Source organism: Kitasatospora sp. NPDC049285, from assembly GCF_040678815.1.
Taxonomy (GTDB): domain Bacteria; phylum Actinomycetota; class Actinomycetes; order Streptomycetales; family Streptomycetaceae; genus Kitasatospora.
The window spans coordinates 1-20,961 of record NZ_JBFAQR010000001.1; the positions used below are offsets into that span (position 1 = coordinate 1).

The window sequence follows — 20,961 nt, forward strand, 5'->3', positions numbered from 1 at the left end:
CCCTCTCCCCCCCGCCCGGTGCTCTCGGGGCCCTCCCTTTTTGTCTACCTCTCCCTGCCGCGCGTTCCCCCTGTGCCCCCCGCCCGACTGTTTTTCCGCGCCCGCGTACGGAAGGTCACGACTGGGTCGTGCGCCCGTGTCTGTTGCCCCGTGATGTACTCCTCGCACTCCGGGGGAAGTCCGGGCGTTACGCTCATGCCGCGTGTGACGCGGCGTCAGGGGATGTCGCGACGCGATCCCATGGCGCCGACGTAGGCGACGGGCAGGCGCAGGGCGGTTCCAGCAGCGGGATGTCGTACTTGGCGTCGTGGGCGAGGACGCACAGGACGGTGCGGCCGTCGAGGCGGTCCAGCTGGGCGTCGAGGTAGCGGTGCGGCCGGTCGACGACGATCTCGTCGGCGTGCGGGAAGCGGCGCTTGGTGACGAAGACCGAACCTCTGATGGAATGGCCAGGGACTACAACGTCTGGGGACGTTACACCTATACGGTCGGCGGTTAGCATGAAGATTCGCAGGACCAGGACACGGTGGGCTGCGCCGGCACTAGTGTGCGCTGCTCTTGCAGCCGCAGCGTTCAGTGTTGCCGGCTGCGGCTGGCTCGACAAGCCGGGGGCTTCGAGCTTCCCCAACGCCTTTCCGAGCTCGAACACCGACGTAACTATCGCGCAGGCATTTCGGGATTTCTCCATAAGCATGCCGACCACGGTGGAGGACGTCGGGTATTATGCGTGGTCGCATGACGGCGAATATCCGATGGCTGCGGTGTTCTCCACCCCGTGTGATGCGGTGCCGGGATTCGCCAAAGATAGCGGGCTCCACGAGGTTCCGGTAAGCGACTCCGAAGGTGATATCGCGGGGGTGAGGGTGTTCGCCGGGGAGCATGGCTGGACGCATACCGGCGGCGAGCAGGACATGTACTTCGTAAGAGCGAAGGACAGCGGTCACCGAGAAGTGACCGTCATGGTGCGCCAAACTGGGCCGTCCTGCAGGATCTGGTTGCACACCTGATTTCGCTGCACCATTAGGGGCCTGTCGCGTCGAGCAGCAGGCCCCTTTCGGATGTCTGGTGCCTGTCCATATTGACCCGAAACGCTATTGACTCGAAACGGTAAGGTTCCGGGCTCGTTGATCAGGAGCGTCTCAAAGTCCGGGTGAGCACGTGAGCCTGCAAGTCGCGGCGGTGCGTAGGTCTCCGGGTGGCCCGTCACGCATGCGTCGAGGCTCCGGTGAAGGGGTGACCTTGCGAAGTCGCCCTGAACCGGAGCCTCGATGTGCCGTCAGTCTGCCACCGTCTGCCTCGTCAAGCCGCCGAGACGTCAACTCTCTTCTCGTGTCGGGCTGGTGGAGCGGCTGGGGATGCTGTCGGATCCGCGTCACCGGCGCGGATGGCGTCACCCGTTGGTGGGCGTGCTGCTGATCGCGGCGTCGGCGGTGCTGGCCGGGGCCCGTTCCTATGCGGCGATCGGGCAGTGGGCCGGCGCCGCGCCGTGGCACACCCCGGCCCGCGTACGTCTCCGGGTCGGACGGGGTTCACGGCAGCGGCTCAGTAGGCGGCGTGGGAGCGGATCTCGGCGAGGACCATGCCGCACAGGTTGGACCAGAGGAGCCACCTGTCGGACCTGCACCGCGTCGGGCAGCGTCTGGCGGGTTGCCTCGGCGTAGCAGCCCGAGCCGTCCCGGCAGACGTGCTCGATCCCTGGGTGCTCGCGCAGCCAGCCCGTCAGGGTCTGGGCGGTGCGGCCGGGCAGGACGTCGATCCGCTCGCCGGTCTCGCCGTCGATGATCACGGTCGCGTAGCGATGCCGGCGCTTGAGGGCGAAGTCGTCGACGCCGAGCACCCGCGGGACACGCAGCGGGGGGCAGAGTCCGGCGCATCAGCAGGGCGGTCTTCAACCGCAATGACTGCCGGGCCTTCGCCGAGTCCGACGTAGACCCGCGCGCACCGGCGCCGTCGCGGACGAGAGCACCTCACAGCCGGACAGGACGCCGACAACGCCGTCCACCGCAGGGCTCGCGCGCGGGTCGAGCATGTCTTGTTGCGGATGAAGAACTGGAAAACCTCCGCGACTGCCACCTGCACGGAGCCCGGGTGCACCACGCCGCGCTCGGCGTCGCATGGCTACACACTCTCGCCATGTCCGGCTGAGACACGCCCGGCGCACTCGTCAGTCGGCCGGCTGTGATCGCTCAAGAGTGGCCCGGAGCCGTCTGATCTCGTTGTGCCGCCGATCCCGTGCCGACTCTCCATCCAGCCGACCCATGGCCCCGGCGCGGCGGCGGCAACACGCCGCTTGGTCGCGGACAGTTCTTCCTCGGGGCGAGATCCCATTGGACTCCATGATCGAAACCTTCCCCCGGCTCTCACAGCGTGGCAGCCGTGGCGACGTTCGGAGCGACCTTCGACAAGCCGGACAAGGCGGCTTGCCCGATACGCAGCCGTCCTGGGAATGGTGAGGTCGTGTCAGGCCGCGTGTGACGTGGCGTCAGGGGACGTCGGGGCCAGGTCGTGGTGGATGGGGCCCGTGGTGGCGGAGAGGGGGAGGCAGGAGCCGCCGCGGGTGAGGGTGATGAGTTCGGCGGCGATGGAGACGGCGGTTTCTTCGGGGGTGCGGGCACCGAGGTCGAGGCCGATGGGGGAGTGGAGGCGGGCCAACTCGGGCTCGGTGAGGCCGACTTCGCGCAGGCGGGTGTTGCGGTCGCGGTGCGTGCGGCGGGAGCCCATGGCGCCGACGTAGGCGACGGGCAGGCGTAGGGCGCGTTCCAGTAGCGGGATGTCGAACTTGGCGTCGTGGGTGAGGACGCACAGGACGGTGCGGCCGTCGAGGCGGTCCAGCTGGGTGTCGAGGTAGCGGTGCGGCCAGTCGACGACGATCTCGTCGGCCTCGGGGAAGCGCCGGCGGGTGGCGAAGACCGGCCGGGCGTCGCAGACGGTGACGTGGTAGCCGAGGAACTTGCCGATCTTGACGACCGCGGAGGCGAAGTCGATGGCCCCGAAGACGATCATGCGGGGTGCGGGGACGTACGCCTCGACGAAGACGGTGACGGTACCGGAGGAGTCGGAGTCGCAGGGCCGGCCGTCCAGACCGAGGACCAGGCGGCCGGTGCGGCCGGCGCCGAGCATCGCGCGGGCCTCGGCGACCACGGCGCGCTCCAGCGGGAAGGAGGAGAGGGTGCCGTGGTGGGCGTCGGCGGTGACCGCGACGGTGGCGCCGAGCATCGCGGGCGGCCCGTCGATGATCCGGGCCAGGGCGACCGGCGTGCCGGAGGCGATGTAGGCGACGCCGGCGTCGAGGCCGGGGTCGGCGCCGGGCGTGATCGGCTGGACGAAGACGTCGAGCAGTCCGCCGCAGGTCAGGCCGACCGCGAAGGCGTCCTCGTCGCTGTACCCGAAGCGTTCCAGGACGGGCTCGCCGGTCTGCAGGGCGGTCTCGCAGAGCGCGTACACCGCGCCCTCGACGCACCCGCCGGAGACCGAGCCGACCGCCTCGCCGTCGGCGTCCACGGCCAGCGCCGCGCCCGGGTCGCGCGGTGCGCTGCCGGAGACGCCGACCACGGTGGCCACGGCGAAGGGGCGCCCGGCGGCGTGCCAGGCCTGAAGCTGCGCGGCGATGTCCTGCACGAGGTGCTCCTTGCGGTACCAGTCCAGTGTGCAACGGGAGGTGCCGCCCCACCGGATCGCTCCGGTGGGGCGGCGGGTGGTGATCAGTGCACGCCCAGCCACGACTTGATCGGGACGAGGGCGAAATAGACCACGAAGACCGCGGTCAGGATCCACATCAGCGGGCCGGGCTCGCGCCACTTGCCGGTGCCGGCCTTGATGACGGTGTACGAGATGACGCCCGCGGCGACACCGGCGGTGATGCTGTAGGTGAAAGGCATCAGGACGCAGGTGAGGAACGCCGGGATGGCGATCTCGCGGTCGGACCAGTCGATGTGCCGGGCCTGGCTCATCATCATCGAGCCGATCACCACCAGTGCGGCGGAGGCGACCTGGACCGGCACCACGGCGGCGACCGGGGAGAAGAACAGCATCAGGGCGAACATGCCGCCGGTGACGGTGGAGGCCAGGCCGGTGCGCGCGCCGTCGCCGACGCCGGTGGCGGACTCCACGAACACGGTCTGCCCGGACGCGCCGGCCACACCGCCGATCGCGCCGCCCGCTCCGTCGATGAACAGCGCCTTCGACAGGCCGGGCATCCGGCCCTTGGAGTCGGCCAGTCCGGCCTCGGTGCCGACGCCGATGATGGTGGCCATCGCGTCGAAGAAGCCGGCCAGCACCAGGGTGAAGACCGCGACGGTGGCGCTGATCGCGCCCAGGCCGTGCGAGCCGAACGCGCCGAACAGGTCGACGTGGCCGAAGAGCCCGAAGTCGGGCGCGGAGACCGGGGAGCCCGGCCAGGTCGGGGCGGAGCCGCCCCAGTCCTTCGCGGTCAGCCCGGCCGCCTGGTTGACGACCAGCGCGACCACGGTGCCCGCCGCGATGCCGATCAGGATCGCGCCGCGCACCCCGCGGGCCAGCAGCACGAAGATGGTCAGCAGGGTGACGGAGAAGATCAGGACGGGCCAGCCCTGCAGTTCGCCGAACGGGCCGAGGGAGAGCGGGGTGGGCCCTCCGGTGTGCACGAACCCGGCCTTGTAGAAGCCGATGATCGCCACGAACAGGCCGATGCCGATGGTGATGGCGTGCTTGAGCGGCAGCGGGATGCCGTTCATGATCTTCTCGCGCATGCCGGAGACCACCAGCAGCACGATCAGCAGACCGTAGATCACGCACAGGCCCATCGCCTGGGCCCAGGTGGTGTGCGGTGCCACCAGCGCGGATATCGCGCCGGAGACCGACAGGCCGGCCGCGACCGCGAGCGGCACGTTGCCGACCACGCCCATCAGGATGGTGGTCACCGCGGCGGCCAGCGCGGTCGCGGTGGTCAGCTGGGCGTGGCTCAGCTTGGCGCCGGTGACGTCCGCACCGCTCAGGATGATCGGGTTGAGCAGGACGATGTAGGCCATCGCCATGAAGGTGGTGAGACCACCGCGGAGCTCGTTGCCCAGGGTGGAGCCGCGCGCCGAGATCTTGAAGTAGGCGTCAAGGGCGTTGCGTGGCGGAGTTGCAGGCGCGGTGGGGGCCGCTTCGGTGGGGCCGGGCTCCGTGGAGGTCCGGGTCATGTCCACTCCCAAGGTTCAAAGGGGGTTGGGGTGGGCGAGCCGACCTGATTGCCTGTCATAGGGAGGGCGCAGGGGGACTGTTCGACTCACGTGGGGGTGGTGCGCTCTGCCGGGCCCGGCGTGGCTGTCGGCAGGGGCCCCGGGGCGGAGGCGGGAAGACGGGAACCCCGCCCCGGGGACGTCTGAGGGTCCGTCAGAGCGTGTCGGTGAGGTGCTCGGGACGGACCGGGATCCGGTTCAGCGCCTTGCCGGTCGCGTTGCGGATCGCCGCCACGATCGACGGGGTGGCCGAGACGGTGGGGGCCTCGCCGACGCCGCGCAGTCCGTACGGGGCGTTCGGGTCCGGGCGCTCCAGGATCTCCACCGGGATCGGCGGGGTGTCCAGGATGGTCGGGATCAGGTAGTCGGTGAAGGACGCGTTGCGCACCTTCCCGTCCTTGACCACGATCTCCTCCATCACCGCGAGGCCGAGCGCCTGGGTGCAGCCGCCCTGGATCTGGCCGACCACGGAGAGCGGGTTCAGCGCCTTGCCGACGTCCTGGACGGCGGTCAGCTCGACCACCTTCACCAGGCCCAGCTCGACGTCCACGTCGACCACCGCGCGGTTGGCGCAGAAGGTGTACTGGACGTGGCCGAAGCCCTGGCCGGTCTCCTTGTCGAAGGGAACGGTGGGCCGGTGGTGGTGCTCGCGGGTCTGCACGATGGCGTCGTCGCCGAGCAGGTCGACCATCGACACCAGCACGCCCGCCGACTCGGAGACCACCTTGCCGCCGATCAGCACGATGTCGTTCTGGGTCCAGCCGTAGCGCCGGCGGCCCTTCTCGATCAGCGCGTGGCGCACCGCCTCGGCGGCGAGCTTCACCGCGCCGCCCGTCATGTACGTCTGCCGGGAGGCGGAGGTGGAGCCGGCCGAGCCGACCTCGGTGTTGGCCGGGTGGATGGTGACCTGCTCGACGCCCAGCTCGGTGCGGGCGATCTGGGCGTGCACGGTGACGCCGCCCTGCCCGACCTCGGCCATCGCGGTGTGCACCATGGCGACCGGCTCGCCGCCGATCACCTCCAGGCGGACCTTGGCGGTGGAGTAGTCGTCGAAGCCCTCGGAGAAGCCGACGTTCTTGATGCCGACCGAGTAGCCGACGCCGCGTACGACGCCCTCGCCGTGGGTGGTGTTGGACAGCGCGCCCGGCAGGGTGCGCACGTCCAGGTGCTCCAGGTCCAGCGGCGGCGGCAGCGGCATGTCCTTGACCCGCTGCAGCAGCTCGGCGACCGGCGCGGGCGCGTCGATCTCCTGGCCGGTGGGCATCAGGTCGCCCTGGGTGACGGCGTTCAGCTGCCGCAGCTCCACCGGGTCCATGCCCAGCTCGGCGGCAAGCTTGTCCATCTGCGACTCGTAGCCGAACGCCGCCTGCACCGCGCCGAAGCCGCGCATCGCGCCGCAGGACGGGTTGTTGGAGTACAGGGCGATGGCGTGCATCTTCACGTTCGGGATCACGTACGGGCCGTGGCCGAGCGAGGCGGCGTTGCCGACCACCGCGGGCGAGGCGGAGGCGTACGCGCCGCCGTCCAGCACGATCCGGCAGTCCGCGAAGACCAGCTTGCCGTCGCGGGTGGCGCCGTGCTCGTAGTGCATCTTCGCCGGGTGGCGGTGGACGTGGCCGAAGAACGACTCGTCGCGGGCGTAGACGATCTTGACGGGCTTGCCGGTGTGCAGCGCCAGCAGGCAGGCGTGGATCTGCATCGACAGGTCCTCGCGCCCGCCGAACGCGCCGCCGACGCCGGCCAGGGTCAGCCGCACCTTCTCCTGCGGCAGGCCGAGGACGGGCGCCATCTGCTGGCGGTCCACGTGCAGCCACTGGGTGGCGATGTACAGGTCGACACCGCCGTCCTCGGCGGGCACCGCCAGGCCGGACTCCGGGCCCAGGAACGCCTGGTCCTGCATGCCGACCTCGTACTCGCCGGAGACGATCACGTCCGCCAGCGCCCGCACCTCGTCGGTCACGCCCAGGCCGTAGACCAGCTTCTGCTCGTGGCAGATGTTGCCGTACCCGTGCGACTTGTACTCGTGCGGCTCGTGCACGTAGCCGTGGGTCTCCGGGTCGAGGCACTGCTCCTCGGTGGTGATCGGGGTGAGCACCTCGTACTCGACCTTGATCTTCTTCACCGCGCGGCGAGCCGTCTCCGGGTGGTCCGCGGCGACCAGGGCGATCGCCTCGCCGTGGTAGCGGACCTTGTCGATCGCCAGGGCCGGCTGGTCGGCGATCTCCAGGCCGTAGTACTTCTCGCCCGGGATGTCCTGGTGGGTGAGGACCGCGTACACGCCGGGCACCTTCAGCGCCTCGGAGATGTCCACCGAGAGGATGTTGGCGCGCGGGTGGGGCGAGCGCAGCGCCATGCCCCACAGCATGTCCTCGTGCCACATGTCCGAGGAGTAGGCGAACTCGCCCTTGACCTTCAGGGTGCCGTCGGGGCGCAGCGGGGAGCCGCCGATGCCGTCCTTCGACGCCTGGTTGATGTTCTGCAGGTTCTTCTGGCCCTGGATGGTACGGGTGCTCACTTCACGGCCCCCTCGCCGGCGCACTTGCGGGCCGAGGCCAGCCGCACCGCGTCCATGATCTTCTCGTAGCCGGTGCAGCGGCACAGGTTGCCCGACAGCGCCTCGCGGATGTCGGTGTCGCTGGGCTGCGAGTCCTTCTCCAGCAGCGCGTCGGTCTGCACCAGCAGGCCCGGGGTGCAGAAGCCGCACTGCACGGCGCCCGCGTCCACGAACGCCTGCTGGACCAGGCCCAGCTCGCCGTTCTCCTCGGCCAGGCCCTCGACGGTGCGGACCTCGCGGTCCTGGACCTGGCCGGCCGCGACCAGACAGGAGCAGACCGGCACCCCGTCCAGGTAGACCGTGCAGGAGCCGCACTCGCCCTGCTCACAGGCGTTCTTCGAACCGGGCAGGCCGACCCGCTCGCGCAGGACGTACAGCAGGGACTCGCCCTCCCACACGTCGTCGGCCTCGACCGGCTTGCCGTTGGCGGTGAACGTGACCCTCATGCCGCGCTCCTGATCTGCTTGCGGTAGTCGTTCCAGGTCCAGGTCAGGGTGCGTCGCGCCATCACCGCGAGCGCGTGCCGCCGGTAGTCGGCGGTGCCCCGGACGTCGTCGATCGGGGAGGCGGCGGCGCGCACCAGCTCGCCGAAGCGCTGGATCACCTCCGCGCCCAGCAGCTCCCCGGTCTCCCACAGGCCGCGCTCGGCGAGCACGCCCTGCAGGTACTCCTCGGCCTCCACGGCACGCCGCGGCGTGGGGGCGGCCGAGCCGATGCCGGTGCCGACGGTGCCGTTCTTCGGGTGCAGCGCGAAACCGAACGCGCACACCGCGATCACCATCGCGTTGCGGGTGCCGATCTTGGAGAACTGCTGCGGGCCGTCGGCGACCGGGATGTGCACCGCGCCGATCAGCTCGTCCGCGGCCAGGCTGTTGCGCTTCACGCCGACGTAGAACTCGTCGATCGGGATCAGCCGCACGCCGCGCACCGAGTGCGCCTCCACGAACACGTCCCGGCCGGCCGCCAGCAGCGCCGGGTGCGAGTCACCGGCGGGCGAGGCCGCACCCAGGTTGCCGCCGACGCTGCCGCGGTTGCGGATCTGCGGCGAACCGACGGTGTGCGCCGCCAGCGCCAGGCCCGGCAGCTCGGTCGACAGCTCGTCGATGATCCGGGCGTACGGCACCGAGGCGCCCAGGCGCACGGTGGCGCCGTCGGTGCTCCATTCGGTGAGCTCGGTGATGCGGTTCAGGTCGAGAATCGCGGATGGCCGGTGCACGTCGAAGTTCATCTCGACCATGACGTCCGTGCCGCCCGAGATCGGCAGCGCGGTGGGGTGCTCAGCCTTCGCCGCGAGTGCCTCGTCCCAGGTAGCGGGCCGAAGGAACTCCATGCGGGTGTCTCCTCAAGTCGTCGCCAACCGGACGTGGGCACTGCGCCCTGGCCGGTGTTCCGGACTGTGCAACCGCCGTGTTGCCACGGCGTTGAGTCCCGGTCACCGCGGTGTGTCCGGCGGGATGTGGCCAGTGAACCGCTGTGACGGGGCCCACTGGCAGTCACCGATGGCATGAGGCCCGGCGGCGTGCCGCAGTACCGTCCTGTACGTTCCTCTAAGGTGGACGATCGCCCAGCTCACCTCGTGCACACTGGGCCAACCCACCCACTCTTTTCATCCCCTTGTCCCAGCCTGATCCACCCCCCGGCACCCCATCAGCAGCACCCCACCCTCACCCCCTCGCACCCCCTGGGAGGCGCCCATGCGCGTCCGTGACCTGCTCGCCCCCGGCGCACCCCGGCTGCGCCTGCTCGCCGGCGAGGACGAGCTCGACCGGCAGGTCACCGGAGTGATGACCACCGACCTCCAGGACCCCGGGCGGTACCTGCACGGCGGCGAACTGGTCCTCACCGGCATGCTCTGGCGCACCGCCCCCGCCGACTCCGAACGCTTCGTGCGCACCGTCGTGGCCGGCGGCGCCGCGGCCCTCGGCGCGGGCGAGGCCGAGGTCGGCCCCGTCCCGGACGACCTCACCGAGGCCTGCCGCCGGCACCGCATCCCGCTGCTCGTCGTCCCCGACGACATCGCTTTCGGCACCGTCACCGAGTACGTCGGCCGGCAGGTCTCCGCCGACCGGGCCGCCGACCTCGCCGCGCTGGTCGACCGGCACCGCCTGCTGGTCTCCGCGGCCGGCGGCGGCGGCCTCGACGCCGTCCTCGACCTGCTCGGCGGCGACCTCGACCTCGACTGCTGGGTGCTCACCCCGACCGGCCGGGTGGTCGCCGGACCCACCGACCGGCTCACCCCCACCGACCGCGACCAGCTCGCCCGCGCCCACCTCGCCGCCCAGCGCCAGCGCCGCAGACCCCCGCACCGCGCCCGGCTGGCCGGCGGCGCCTACTCCCTGCTGCCCGCCGCCGTCGACCCCGCCGACGAGGCCCCGCTCGCCGACTGGCTCCTGGTGGTGGCCGGCGACGTCACCGAATGGACGCCCAAGCGGCAGCAGCTCGCCGAGAACCTCGCCCGGCTGGTCGCCGCCGAGCGCACCCGCCGCGACGAGGGCCGACGGCTGCGCCGCCGGATCGCCGACGAGGTCCTGACGCTCCTTCAGCGCGACGCCGACCCCGGCGAGATCGGCCGCGCCCTGCACGCCTCCAGCACCATGGCCACCCGCTACGAGGGCGCCGGCGACAGCGACGACAGCGCGCAGTGGCTGGTGCTCAGCGCCGAATCCACCGGCCTGCCCGACGGCGCGCTACGGCCGATCCTCGAGGAGGCCCTGGCCGGCGCCACCGACCGGGCCCTGGTCGCCGCCCACGGTGCGACCGGCGCGGTGGTCGTCCTGCCCGCGCTCGACGTGCCGGTGCCGGCCGACGCGATCCGCACCCTGCTCGCCCCGCTGGAGGCCGGCCTCGGCTCCGAAGGCCGGATCACCCTCGGCGTCTGCGCGCCCGCCGCCGAGTCGGCCGGCCTGCGCGGCGCCCTGGAGGAGGCCCGGCACGCCCGCCGGATCGCCGCCGCCCGGGTCGGCCGGGTCTGCGTGGCCGGCCCCGAGGAGCTCGCCTCCCACGTCCTGCTGCTGGCCGCCGTCCCCGACGAGGTCCGCCGAGCCTTCCGCAGCCGCCTCCTCGACCGGGTCATCGCCTACGACCTGGAACACCAGGCCGACCTGGTCCGCACCCTCGAGGCCTTCCTCCGCTCCGACGGCTCCTGGACCCGCTGCGCCGCCCAGCTCCACGTCCACGTCAACACCCTCCGCTACCGCATCGGCCGCATCGAGGAACTCACCGGCCGCGACCTCTCCCGCCTGGAGGACCGGGTCGACTTCTACCTCGCCCTGGAACTCGCCTGACGGGCCGTCAACACGCCGAAGGGCCCTGCCTGGTGGCCGGGCCCTTCGGGGGTGGGACGGGGTCAGTGCTGGACGGGGATGATCGAGGTCAGCCAGGTGAAGACGCCGGGGACCATGGGCTTCCAGACGTCGCTGCTGTGGGCGCCGGTGGTCTCCACCACGTTGACGGTGGTGGGGGTCTTGGCGGCGGCCTTCAGGGCCTCGCCGGCCTCCAGGCCGTCACCCTTGTTGCCGCTGACGTAGAGGGCGACCTTGGGGGGCTGGGCGGCGGACTTGAGGATGTTCAGCGGGTTGGAGACCTCCCGCAGGTGCGGGTCCTTGGCGGTCAGCGACGCGGGCTCGGCGGCCGGGTCGCTGTAGCCCGAGAGGCTGACGCCGGCCCGGTAGCGGTTCGGGTGCTCCAGGGACAGCTTGGCCGCGCAGTGCGCGCCCGCCGAGTAGCCGGCCACCGCCCAGCGGTCGGCGGACGGGTCGGCGCGGAAGTTGTCCAGCACCATCTGGGGGACGTCCCGGGACAGCCAGGCGTCGGCGTTGACCTTGCCCGCCACGTCGGCGCAGCCGGTGTCGACGGTGTCGCCCAGCAGGTTGGTGCGCGGCGAGACCAGGATGAACGGCGCGACCTGCCCGCTCTGCATCATCGGCTTCAACTGCTCGGACACCTTCAGGGTGCCGAACCAGGTCTTCGAGGAGCCCGGCCAGCCCGGCAGCAGTTCCACCACGGGGAAGGTCTTGTCCTTGAACGCCGGGTCGTTGTACTGCGGCGGCAGCCAGACCAGCACCTCGCCGTCGACGCCCGACACCGCGCCCTTCAGGTCGGTGGTCTGTACGTCGTTCGGCACCTTGGGGTCGCCGACCGGCTTGAACTGCTGGATCACCTTCGGGTGCTTGGCGTCGTTCGCCGGCGCCCCGCTCGCCCCGCCCGTCTCCGCCTGCACGTTCGGCACCGCGCGGATGTGGTTGCCGGTGCCCAGCAGGTCGTCCCAGCTGCCGTAGATCAGGTTGGCGTTGTTCACCATGACGAACACCATGGTGACGGCCGTGAGCTGACAGAACAGCAGCATGGCGATCCTGGACAGCACCTGAAGGGGTCGCGGACCGCGCACCCGCCCCCACAGCAGCAGTGCCGCCGTGACGGAGATCGGCACGAGAATGATCGTGACGATGAGGAAAGGGGTGCCTGTCAGCTGCATCGGGTCTCTCGTATCAGGTCGTCCGGCCGTCCGGGGCATGGTCCCCCGGTTCGCGCTTCACACTTGTCAGACTGCGTGGAACACACGATCAGTTGCCCCCGAACGGCGTAGAAACCTGAGAGGAACATCACGTTTTCTCGAGAATCCGCTGTGTGTTCGCCGCCCAAGTCTGCCACTTCGCTGAGAACCCCCCGCCCCAGGTCGCAGCCCTTTACCAAACAGAGGAGCATCAGCCCCCGTGACCAGTCCCAGCGGCCCCAACCGCCCAGCCGTCCTGCCGAATCTGCTCGGTCTGGGCCCCCGTGCCGAACGCCGCCGCCGCGCCCTCCCGGCCAGCGTGCTGCGGCTGCCCACCATCGGCGTGGACATCGGCGGCACCAAGGTGGTGGCCGGTGTGGTCGACGGCGAGGGCCGGGTGATCGACCGGCTGCGCACCGAGACGCCGGACAAGAGCAAGAGCCCCAAGGTCGTCGAGGACGTCATCGTCGAGCTGGTCCTGCAGCTCGCCGACAAGCACGACGTGCACGCGGTCGGCGTCGGCGCGGCCGGCTGGGTGGACGCCGACCGCTCCCGGGTGCTCTTCGCCCCCCACCTGAACTGGCGCAACGAACCGCTGCAGGAAGCCCTCAGCTCCCGGCTGCGCTTCCCCGTGGTGGTCGAGAACGACGCCAACGCCGCAGCCTGGGCCGAATGGCGCTTCGGCGCCGGCCGCGGCGAGGACCACATGGTGATGATCACCCTGGGCACCGGGATCGGCGGCGCGGTGGTCCGGGACGGTTTCGTCGACCGTGGCAAGCACGGTCTGGCCGGCGAGTTCGGCCACATGCAGGTGGTGCCCGGCGGCCACCGGTGCCCGTGCGGCAACCGCGGCTGCTGGGAGCAGTACTCCTCCGGCAACGCGCTGGTCCGCGAGGCCCGCGAGCTGGTGGCCGAGGAGTCCCCGGTGGTCCAGCCGCTACTCGCCCGGGCCGGCGGCAGCCCGCTCGGCATCAGCGGGCCGCTGGTCACCGAGGCCGCGAGGGACGGCGACGCGGTGGCCGTCGAACTGCTCTACGAGGTCGGGCGCTGGCTCGGGGTCGGGATCGCGAATCTGGCCGCCGCGCTCGACCCCGGCCGGTTCGTGGTGGGCGGCGGCGTCAGCGAGGCCGGCGAGCTGCTGCTCGGCCCCGCGACGGACGCCTTCCGCCGCACCCTCACCGGCCGCGGGTTCCGGCCGGAGGCCACGATCGTCCACGCCGCGCTCGGCAACGAGGCGGGGTTGGTCGGCGCGGCGGACCTGGCGCGGCAGGTCGCGCGGCGGTTCCGGACGATCAAGCGCAGAAGGGTCGAACGCGGCCTGTAGTGGCAAACGTCCAGGGGCTCTGGGGGTACCTCCCGGCCCCCCTTGGGGCTGGGGGCGGAACTGCGGGGCGGGTGGCGGTGCGGTCTGAACTCGGCTGACGGTCTTCGGAGACGTCCATGCGCCCAGACCTTGCAGCGCCCCCGAACCCCGACCGCCACGCACTCCCGCCGTTCCCCGGGCCCCTAACGGGTCCCGGAGGGACCCTTGCTGGGGGTGCGGCATGTATGGGACAACGGGTTACTGACGCCGTTTCAGGGAGGCCGTATGGGACCCGTTGCCCGTCTCGTTCCCGCACTCGTGCTCGTCACCGGATTGCTGGCCACTGCCGCGGGGCCCGCCGTCGCCGATCAGGTCGTGCCAGAGAAGTCGCCCGAGGCGGTGGGGTGGGGCGGGGCGGTGGCCAGTGTGGATGCGGATGCCACGGCTGCCGGGATCGAGGTGTTGCGGCGGGGCGGCAACGCGGTGGACGCGGCCGTGGCCACGGCTGCCGCGCTCGGGGTCACCGAGCCGTATTCGGCGGGTATCGGCGGGGGCGGGTACTTCGTGTACTACGACGCCAGGACGCACCGGGTGTCCACGCTGGACGGCCGGGAGGTCGCCTCGCGGACGGCGGATTCCTCGCTGTTCCTGGAGAACGGCGTACCGCTGCCGTTCAACGACGCGGTGACCAGCGGGCTGTCGGTCGGCGTTCCGGGTACCGCGGCGACCTGGGAGCAGGCGTTGCGGCGGTGGGGGACCCGTTCGTTGGGGGAGGCGTTGAAGCCCGCGGAGCGGATCGCCGACCGCGGGTTCACCGTCGACCAGACCTTCCAGGACCAGACCGCGGCCAACCAGGCGCGGTTCAAGGACTTCCCGGCGACGCGGGAGCTGTTCCTGCCGGGCGGTCAGCTCCCGGTCGTGGGCAGCGCCCTGCGCAACCCGGATCTGGCGGCGACCTACCGGCAGTTGGGGCGGGAGGGCACCGCCGCGCTGTACCGCGGGGCGATCGGTACGGACGTCGTCCGGACCGTGCAGCACCCGCCGGTCGATCCGGCGTCAGGTCGCAACGCCCGGCCGGGGCGGATCGACGCCGGGGACCTGGCGGGGTACCAGGTGCGCGAGCAGGAGCCGACGCACGTGAGCTACCGGGGGCTGGACGTCTACGGCATCGCGCCGTCCTCCTCGGGCGGGACGACCGTCGGTGAGGCGCTGAACGTCATGGCGGGGGCCGACCGGGGGAGCCTCGCCGATCCGGTGCGGTACGACCACCGGTTCCTGGAGGCGAGCCGGATCGCGTTCGCCGACCGCAACCGGTGGGTCGGCGACCCGCGGGCCCAGCAGGTGCCGACCCGTCAACTCCTCGATCCCGGCTACGCGGCGAGCCGCGCCTGCCTGATCGACCCCGACCACGCGCTGACCAGCCCGCTCGCCCCGGGCGACCCGTACCACCCGGCGGCCTGCGCGAGCAGCGGGCAGCCCGCGGCCGAACCGTACGAGGGGCAGTCGACCACCCACCTGACGGTCGCCGACCGGTGGGGCAACGTGGTGGCCTACACGCTGACCATCGAGCAGACCGGCGGCAGCGGCATCACCGTTCCCGGCCGGGGCTTCCTGCTCAACAACGAGCTGACCGACTTCAACTTCACCCCGCTCACCCCGGGTGTCCCGGACCCGAACCTGCCCGGGCCGGGCAAGCGGCCGCGCTCGTCGATCTCCCCGACCATCGTGCTGCGCGACGGGCAGCCGTACTTCGCGGCCGGCTCGCCCGGCGGCGCGACCATCATCACCACGGTGCTGCAGGTGCTCACCGGCCGGATCGACCGCGGTCTGACGCTGGAACAGGCGATCGCCGCGCCGCGCGCCAGCCAGCGCAACACCGCCGCGACCCAGGCCGAACCGGCGTTCCTGGCCTCGCCCGAGGCGGCCCGGCTGCAGGCGATGGGCCACGTCTTCGCGACCGTCCCGGAGATCGGCGCGGCCACCGGCGTCGAGCGGCTGCCGGACGGGCGGTGGCTGGCCGCGGCCGAACCGGTCCGGCGCGGCGGGGGAGCGGCGGCGGTGGTGCGGCCCTCGCGCTGAACACCGGGGCCCGGGCGGACGTCCGGGTGAGCGCGACCTGCCCGGTGCTGTCGGCGACGGGCGGTATGTTCGGACGGGGTGCCCGCCCGCGGGGCCCCGTCCGTCCGCTCGCCTAGGGAAGGCCGCCGTGACCGTCCGCATCGCCACCTGGAACATCAACTCCGTCACCGCCCGGCTGCCGAAGCTGCTGGAGTGGCTGGAGTCCGCCAAGCCGGACGTGCTCTGTCTGCAGGAACTCAAGTGCAGCACCGAGGCGTTCCCCGCCGAGGCGGTCGGCGAACTCGGCTACGAGTCCGCGGCGCACGGCACCGGGCGGTGGAACGGCGTCGCGGTGCTCTCCCGGATCGGGTTGGAGGACGTGGTCCGCGACCTGCCCGGCCAGCCCGGCTTCCTCGCCGACGACGCGATGCTGCCCGTCGTGGAGCCCCGCGCCGTCGCCGCCACCTGCGGCCCGGTCCGGGTCTGGTCGGTGTACGTGCCCAACGGCCGCGAGGTCGACCACGCTCACTACCGGTACAAGCTGGAGTGGCTGACCGCGCTGCGCGACGCCACCCGGGAGGACGCCGCCGGCGCCCGCCCGTTCGCCGTGCTCGGCGACTTCAACATCGCCCCCGCCGACGAGGACGTCTTCGACGTCGCGGCCTTCGAGGGCCAGACCCACGTCACCGCGCCCGAGCGCGCCGCCCTCACCGCCCTCCAGGAGATCGGGCTGCAGGACGTCGTGCCCCGCCCCCTCAAGTACGACCGCCCCTACACCTACTGGGACTACCGCCAGCTCGCGTTCCCGAAGAACCGCGGCATGCGCATCGACCTCACCTACGCCAACAAGCCGTTCGCCGACGCCGTCACCGACAGCTACGTCGACCGCGAGGCCCGCAAGGGCAAGGGCACCTCCGACCACGCCCCGGTCGTGGTCGACCTGGACGTCTGACCGGTCGTCAGGGCACCGTCCCCGCACCGCCGATCGGTCCGGAAGGCCCGGTCGGCGGTGTTTTCGACCCCACTATTCTCTGAGTGTATAGACGCGGAGTACACCCGCAGCGTAGGGTCGCGGCATGAGCGTTCCTCTCACCCTGCTGGGCCTGCTCGAACGTGAGCCGAGCCACGGCTATGACCTCAAGCGCGACTACGACGCCTTCTTCAGCCGCGGCAAACCGCTCCCCTTCGGGCAGGTGTACGCGACGCTCGGGCGGCTCGCCCGGGACGGGAAGGTGGTGGTCGGGGAACCGGAGGCCGGGGACGGGCCGGACCGCAAGCGGTACGTGATCACCGACGCCGGAGCCACCGAGTTCGAGGAGTGGCTGACCGAGCCGGTCGCCGCCGAACCGCACCTGCAGACCGTGCTGTTCAGCAAGGTCGTGCTGGCCCTGATGCTCGGCCGCAACGCCGAGGCGTACCTGGACACCCAGCGCAGCGCGCACCTGCAGCGGATGCGCGAACTCACCGAGATCAAGCGGGCCGGCAGCCTGGTCGACGCGCTGCTCGCCGACCACGGCCTGTTCCACCTGGAATCCGACCTGCGCTGGATCGACCTGACCACCGCCCGACTCGACGCCCTCGCCGCGGAGGTGACCCGCCGATGACCACCGGCCCCGCCCTGCTCGAAGCCCGCTCCGTCACCCTCTCCTTCGGCAACACCCCCGCCCTGCGCGGCGCCGACCTGGTCGTCGACGCCGGCGAGATCCTCGCCGTGATGGGCCCCAGCGGCTCCGGCAAGTCCACCCTGCTGCACTGCCTGGCCGGCATCCTCACCCCCGACGGCGGCGAGGTCCTCTTCGACGGCCGCCGGATCGACCGGCTCGGCGAGCAGGAACGCAGCGCGCTGCGCCGCGACTCCTTCGGCTTCGTCTTCCAGTTCGGCCAACTGGTACCGGAGTTGACCGCCGAGGAGAACGTCGCGCTGCCGCTGCTGCTGGGCGGCGTCCGACGCAACGCCGCGCTCCAGCGGGCCCGCGCCTGGTTCCCCCGGCTCGGCCTGGACGGGCTGGAGGCCCGCCGCTCCGGCGAGCTGTCCGGCGGCCAGGCACAGCGCGTCGCGCTGGCCCGCGGGCTCGTCGCCGAGCCGCGCGTGCTGTTCGCCGACGAGCCCACCGGCGCACTCGACTCGCTGACCGGCGAACACGTGATGGACCTGCTCGTCGACTCCGCCCGGGCGCAGGGCACCACCGTCGTCCTGGTCACCCACGAGGCCCGGATCGCCGCCTACGCCGACCGCGAGGCCATCGTCCGCGACGGCCGCGCCACCTCGCTCTCCGGCCGGATCGCCTCATGATCCGACTCAGCCTCCGACTCACCGTCAGCGGCGGCCGCGAGGCGCTGGCGCGACTGCTGATCACCGCCGCCGCGATCTCCCTCGGCGTCGGCCTGCTGCTCACCACCCTCGCCGCGGTCAACGCCGTGCACACCCAGAACGCCCGCTACGCCTGGTTCAACACCGGGTTGGGCGCAGACGGCCACGCCGGAGCTGACGGTGCGTCGGCCACCGGGAACGACGCGCGGTCGCTCTGGTGGCTGACCAGGCGGGACACCTTCCACGGGGAGGAGATCGGCCGGGTCGACGTCGCCGTCACCGCCGAGGGCGGACCGGTCTCGCCCGGGGTGTCGCGGATGCCCGGCGCGGGGGAGTACTACCTGTCGCCCGCGCTGGCGCGGCTGGTGGACACGACACCGCCCGCGCAGCTCGGCGACCGGTTCCCGGGCCACCGGGTCGGGATCCTCGGGCCGGCGGCACTGCCCGCGCCCGACAGCCTGGTGGCCCTGGTCGGGCGGACACCGGCGGAGATGGCGGCACTGCCGGGCGCCCGGCAGGTGTCGCGGATCGCCGACACCTCGCCCGACGAGTGCGCGGACTGCGTGGTGGGCCTCAAGGCCAACGGCGTGGACCTGATCCTGACGGTGGCGACCGGCGCGCTGGTGTTCCCGGTGCTGATCCTGATCGGCACGGCCACCCGCCTGACGGCCACTCAGCGCGAGCGCCGCTTCGCCGCGATGCGGCTGGTCGGCGCGACGCCCCGGCAGGTCTCGGCCGTGGCGGCGGTGGAGTCGACGGTCGCCGCGGTGGCAGGAGTGCTGTTCGGCTTCCTGCCGTACCTGCTGCTGCGCGGCCCGGTCGCCGGGATGGCGCTGACCGGCGCGGCGTTCTACCCGGACGACCTGACGCTGACGGTCCCTCAACTGCTGGCCGTCTGCCTCGGCGTCCCGGTCGCCGCCGCGGTCGCCGCGCGGATCGCGCTGCGCCGGGTGCGGATCTCCCCGCTGGGGGTGAGCCGGCAGGTGACGCCGAAGCCGCCGCGGGCGTGGCGGGTGCTGCCGCTGGCGGCGGGGCTGGGGGAGCTGGTGTTCTTCCTGGTGCGGCACCCGGAGACGGTGCCCGGGCAGATCAAGGCGTACCTGTCGGCGTTCCTGCTGATCATGCTGGGCGTGGTGCTGAGCGGCCCGTGGCTGACCAAGGTGGGCGCCGGGCTGCTGGCCGGCCGGGCCCAGCGCCCGGCGCCGCTGATCGCGGTCCGGCGGCTGGCCGACAACCCGACGGCGGCGTTCCGTGCGGTGAGCGGGCTGGTGCTGGCGCTGCTGGTGACCACCGCGACGGTCGGGATCATCACCACGTTGAGCGATGAGCGCGGCGTCCCGCACGGCGGCCCGCAGTTCGACAACCTGATGCTGAACGACCTCTCCGGCGGCTACGACGACCACGGCCGCCCGGCGCGCACCGGCGCGCCCGCCCTGCCCGGACTGACCGATCGGCTGCACGCCGTGCCGGGTGTGCGGGAGGTCCTGCTGGTCCACCCCCTCGCGGAGCCGGTGCCGATCGCCGACTACGACCGCTTCGCCAGCGAGGCGGTGGACTGCCGCAGCCTGGACGCCGTCCGGGTGTACGGCCACTGCGAGCCCGGCGCACAGAGCGCGTACGTGCCGGTGATGTGGTCCGGCTGGGAGGACCTGAGCGCCCGGCAGTGGCCCGCCGCGCCGTACACGGTGGAGCAGCTGGCGGCGCTGCCGGTGGTCAACGTGGTGGTGGACACCGACGGCTCGCCCGCCGCGGTGGAGCAGGCCAGGACCATGGTGGACAGCGCGTACCCGGCGATCCGGCAGGCCGCGACGCTCTCCGAGTCGCGGACGATGATGACCAGTGAGCTGAGGGGCTACCAGCAGCTGGCGAACGTGGTGATCCTGGCGACCTTCCCGATCGCGGGGTGCAGCCTGGCGGTGAGCGTGGCCGGCGGGCTGAGCGAGCGCAAGCGGCCGTTCAGCCTGCTGCGGCTGACCGGGGTGCCGCTGCCGCTGCTGCGCGGGGTGGTGGCGCTGGAGTCGGCGGTGCCGCTGCTGCTGGTGTCGGCGGTGGCGATCGGCATCGGCTTCCTGGCCGCCGACCTGTTCCTGCGCTCGCAGCTGAAGTACACGCTGCACGCCCCCGGCGCGGGCTACTACCTGACGGTGGTCGCGGGGCTGGCCGCGGCGCTCGGGATCATCGCGGCGACGCTGCCGCTGCTGCGCCGGATCACCGGGCCGGAGACCGCGCGCAACGAGTGACGGGCGAGGCCGTTCGGGTCCGGAGCATCGACCGGACCCGAACGGCCTCGCGGGTTCGCCGGTCACGGGGGCACTGCCTAGCCTGGTCGGAAACCGAGGGTAGCGGAACGACCACGGGGCGCCAGCGCCTGCCGCTACCCCGACCCGACCCCCTGGAGGTACGGCATGCGCCCAACGCGCACGGCCGCCGCCGCTCTGCTCGGCACCACCGTCCTGTTCGGCCTGGCCGGCACCGCCCCCGCGTCCGCCAAGGGCGGCGAACCCGCCTGGGTGAGCCCGGCCCAGGCGCAGCCCGGACAGTCGGTCTCGGTGAGCGTGACCTGCGAGACCAGCTCGGTGAAGACCGTCACCGCGACCTCGGCGGCCTTCGCCGGCGGCTCGACCACGCTCAGCGTCGGCCCCGACGGCAAGTACTCCGGCACCGCGACGGTGATCTCCGAACAGGAGATGGTCAGCGCGGCCGCCAAGCGGACCACCACGGACTCCTCGTGGGGCATCGACGGCAAGTGCCCCAACGGCGACGGCTTCGTCGGCGCGGTCGCCATCGCGGCGGCCGCCACCGGCGGCAGTGCCGAGTGGGAGGGCGCCAAGACCCCGCACGGCGCGGTGGAGACCGGTCTCGGCGGCTCGGTCGGCGTCGACGCCCGGCAGCTCGGCGCCGGCGCGGCACTGGTCACGGCCGGTGTCGGCGGCTTCTGGCTGCTGCGGCGGCGCGGGGGCGCGGCCGGCGGGACGTCCTGACCGGCACCCGTACGCGCCCACCGTACGAAGCCGGCCGCCCGTCCCCGCGGCCGCACGAGAA

General features: G+C 72.3%; 15 protein-coding genes and 4 pseudogenes. 11 read left to right on the plus strand and 8 right to left on the minus strand.

Translation table 11 applies throughout. The annotated features are described in order from the left end of the window. Positions 1-227: 227 nt before the first annotated feature. Positions 228-430 (minus strand): annotated as a pseudogene (locus AB0K51_RS00005) (XdhC family protein); the annotation flags it as partial. Positions 431-500: 70 nt separating this feature from the next. Between AB0K51_RS00005 and AB0K51_RS00010 the strand changes: the two are divergent. Continuing rightward, complete coding sequence (locus tag AB0K51_RS00010; protein ID WP_363448680.1) at positions 501-1,007, plus strand: hypothetical protein; 507 nt, start codon at positions 501-503, stop codon at positions 1,005-1,007. Positions 1,008-1,355: 348 nt separating this feature from the next. Next, a pseudogene (locus tag AB0K51_RS00015) lies at positions 1,356-1,478 on the plus strand (transposase family protein); the annotation flags it as partial. A gap of 67 nt (positions 1,479-1,545) precedes the next feature. Here the strand turns inward: AB0K51_RS00015 and AB0K51_RS00020 are convergent. Continuing rightward, positions 1,546-1,886 (minus strand): annotated as a pseudogene (locus AB0K51_RS00020) (transposase); the annotation flags it as partial. A 53-nt stretch (positions 1,887-1,939) separates the two neighbouring features. On the opposite strand from AB0K51_RS00020, the pseudogene AB0K51_RS00025 reads away from it, so the two are divergent. Then, a pseudogene (locus tag AB0K51_RS00025) lies at positions 1,940-2,145 on the plus strand (IS5/IS1182 family transposase); the annotation flags it as partial. Between the two features lie 315 nt (positions 2,146-2,460). Here the strand turns inward: AB0K51_RS00025 and AB0K51_RS00030 are convergent. The 5 genes from AB0K51_RS00030 to AB0K51_RS00050 form a co-directional block, all read right to left on the minus strand. Further along, on the minus strand, positions 2,461-3,618 hold the full coding sequence (locus tag AB0K51_RS00030) for an XdhC family protein (protein ID WP_363449313.1): 1,158 nt from the start codon (positions 3,616-3,618) through the stop codon (positions 2,461-2,463). 83 nt (positions 3,619-3,701) lie between these two features. Next, positions 3,702-5,162 (minus strand): NCS2 family permease, encoded by a 1,461-nt coding sequence (locus tag AB0K51_RS00035; protein WP_363448682.1) that lies wholly within the window; start codon positions 5,160-5,162, stop codon positions 3,702-3,704. Between the two features lie 193 nt (positions 5,163-5,355). Then, a complete protein-coding gene (gene pucD / locus AB0K51_RS00040) occupies positions 5,356-7,716 on the minus strand; it encodes a xanthine dehydrogenase subunit D (RefSeq protein WP_363448684.1) in 2,361 nt (786 codons plus the stop codon). Then, positions 7,713-8,201: a (2Fe-2S)-binding protein gene (locus AB0K51_RS00045; protein WP_363448686.1), complete on the minus strand. Its 489-nt coding sequence runs from the start codon at positions 8,199-8,201 to the stop codon at positions 7,713-7,715. The genes pucD and AB0K51_RS00045 overlap by 4 nt, the downstream gene beginning before the upstream one ends. Further along, complete coding sequence (locus AB0K51_RS00050; protein ID WP_363448687.1) at positions 8,198-9,085, minus strand: FAD binding domain-containing protein; 888 nt, start codon at positions 9,083-9,085, stop codon at positions 8,198-8,200. Before AB0K51_RS00050 ends, AB0K51_RS00045 begins: the two co-directional genes overlap by 4 nt. 364 nt (positions 9,086-9,449) lie before the next feature. On the opposite strand from AB0K51_RS00050, the gene AB0K51_RS00055 reads away from it, so the two are divergent. Continuing rightward, positions 9,450-11,039, plus strand: a complete 1,590-nt coding sequence (locus tag AB0K51_RS00055) for a PucR family transcriptional regulator ligand-binding domain-containing protein (protein WP_363448689.1) — start codon at positions 9,450-9,452, stop codon at positions 11,037-11,039. 62 nt (positions 11,040-11,101) lie between these two features. Here the strand turns inward: AB0K51_RS00055 and AB0K51_RS00060 are convergent, their stop codons facing one another. Further along, a complete protein-coding gene (locus tag AB0K51_RS00060) occupies positions 11,102-12,184 on the minus strand; it encodes an alpha/beta hydrolase-fold protein (protein WP_363448691.1) in 1,083 nt (360 codons plus the stop codon). 328 nt (positions 12,185-12,512) lie between these two features. Between AB0K51_RS00060 and AB0K51_RS00065 the strand changes: the two genes are divergently transcribed. The 7 genes from AB0K51_RS00065 (at position 12,513) to AB0K51_RS00095 (ending at position 20,900) form a co-directional block, all read left to right on the plus strand. Next, entirely contained in the window at positions 12,513-13,571 is a 1,059-nt protein-coding gene (locus tag AB0K51_RS00065; protein WP_363449315.1) for an ROK family glucokinase, read from the plus strand. Between the two features lie 264 nt (positions 13,572-13,835). Beyond that, a complete protein-coding gene (ggt, locus tag AB0K51_RS00070; RefSeq protein WP_363448693.1) occupies positions 13,836-15,629 on the plus strand; it encodes a gamma-glutamyltransferase in 1,794 nt (597 codons plus the stop codon). 127 nt (positions 15,630-15,756) lie between these two features. Continuing rightward, a complete protein-coding gene (locus AB0K51_RS00075) occupies positions 15,757-16,560 on the plus strand; it encodes an exodeoxyribonuclease III (RefSeq protein ID WP_363448695.1) in 804 nt (267 codons plus the stop codon). A 124-nt stretch (positions 16,561-16,684) separates the two neighbouring features. Further along, positions 16,685-17,212 carry a PadR family transcriptional regulator gene (locus AB0K51_RS00080; RefSeq protein WP_363448697.1) on the plus strand — a complete coding sequence of 176 codons (528 nt, stop codon included), beginning with the start codon at positions 16,685-16,687 and terminating at the stop codon, positions 17,210-17,212. After that, positions 17,209-17,901, plus strand: a complete 693-nt coding sequence (locus AB0K51_RS00085; protein WP_363448699.1) for an ABC transporter ATP-binding protein — start codon at positions 17,209-17,211, stop codon at positions 17,899-17,901. The genes AB0K51_RS00080 and AB0K51_RS00085 overlap by 4 nt, the downstream gene beginning before the upstream one ends. Next, complete coding sequence (locus tag AB0K51_RS00090) at positions 17,898-20,159, plus strand: FtsX-like permease family protein (protein ID WP_363448701.1); 2,262 nt, start codon at positions 17,898-17,900, stop codon at positions 20,157-20,159. Before AB0K51_RS00085 ends, AB0K51_RS00090 begins: the two co-directional genes overlap by 4 nt. Positions 20,160-20,324: 165 nt before the next feature. Then, on the plus strand, positions 20,325-20,900 hold the full coding sequence (locus AB0K51_RS00095; RefSeq protein WP_363448703.1) for a hypothetical protein: 576 nt from the start codon (positions 20,325-20,327) through the stop codon (positions 20,898-20,900). Positions 20,901-20,961 lie beyond the last annotated feature (61 nt).

What these genes read in the sequence shown, in the direction of transcription:
- AB0K51_RS00035 (WP_363448682.1), bottom strand. Translation starts at nt 5,162, where the DNA reads ATGACCCGGACCTCCACGGAGCCCGGCCCCACCGAAGCGGCCCCCACC.
- AB0K51_RS00080 (WP_363448697.1), top strand. Translation starts at nt 16,685, where the DNA reads ATGAGCGTTCCTCTCACCCTGCTGGGCCTGCTCGAACGTGAGCCGAGC.
- AB0K51_RS00055 (WP_363448689.1), top strand. Translation starts at nt 9,450, where the DNA reads ATGCGCGTCCGTGACCTGCTCGCCCCCGGCGCACCCCGGCTGCGCCTG.
- AB0K51_RS00090 (WP_363448701.1), top strand. Translation starts at nt 17,898, where the DNA reads ATGATCCGACTCAGCCTCCGACTCACCGTCAGCGGCGGCCGCGAGGCG.
- ggt (WP_363448693.1), top strand. Translation starts at nt 13,836, where the DNA reads ATGGGACCCGTTGCCCGTCTCGTTCCCGCACTCGTGCTCGTCACCGGA.
- AB0K51_RS00010 (WP_363448680.1), top strand. Translation starts at nt 501, where the DNA reads ATGAAGATTCGCAGGACCAGGACACGGTGGGCTGCGCCGGCACTAGTG.
- AB0K51_RS00095 (WP_363448703.1), top strand. Translation starts at nt 20,325, where the DNA reads ATGCGCCCAACGCGCACGGCCGCCGCCGCTCTGCTCGGCACCACCGTC.
- AB0K51_RS00050 (WP_363448687.1), bottom strand. Translation starts at nt 9,085, where the DNA reads ATGGAGTTCCTTCGGCCCGCTACCTGGGACGAGGCACTCGCGGCGAAG.
- AB0K51_RS00085 (WP_363448699.1), top strand. Translation starts at nt 17,209, where the DNA reads ATGACCACCGGCCCCGCCCTGCTCGAAGCCCGCTCCGTCACCCTCTCC.
- AB0K51_RS00045 (WP_363448686.1), bottom strand. Translation starts at nt 8,201, where the DNA reads ATGAGGGTCACGTTCACCGCCAACGGCAAGCCGGTCGAGGCCGACGAC.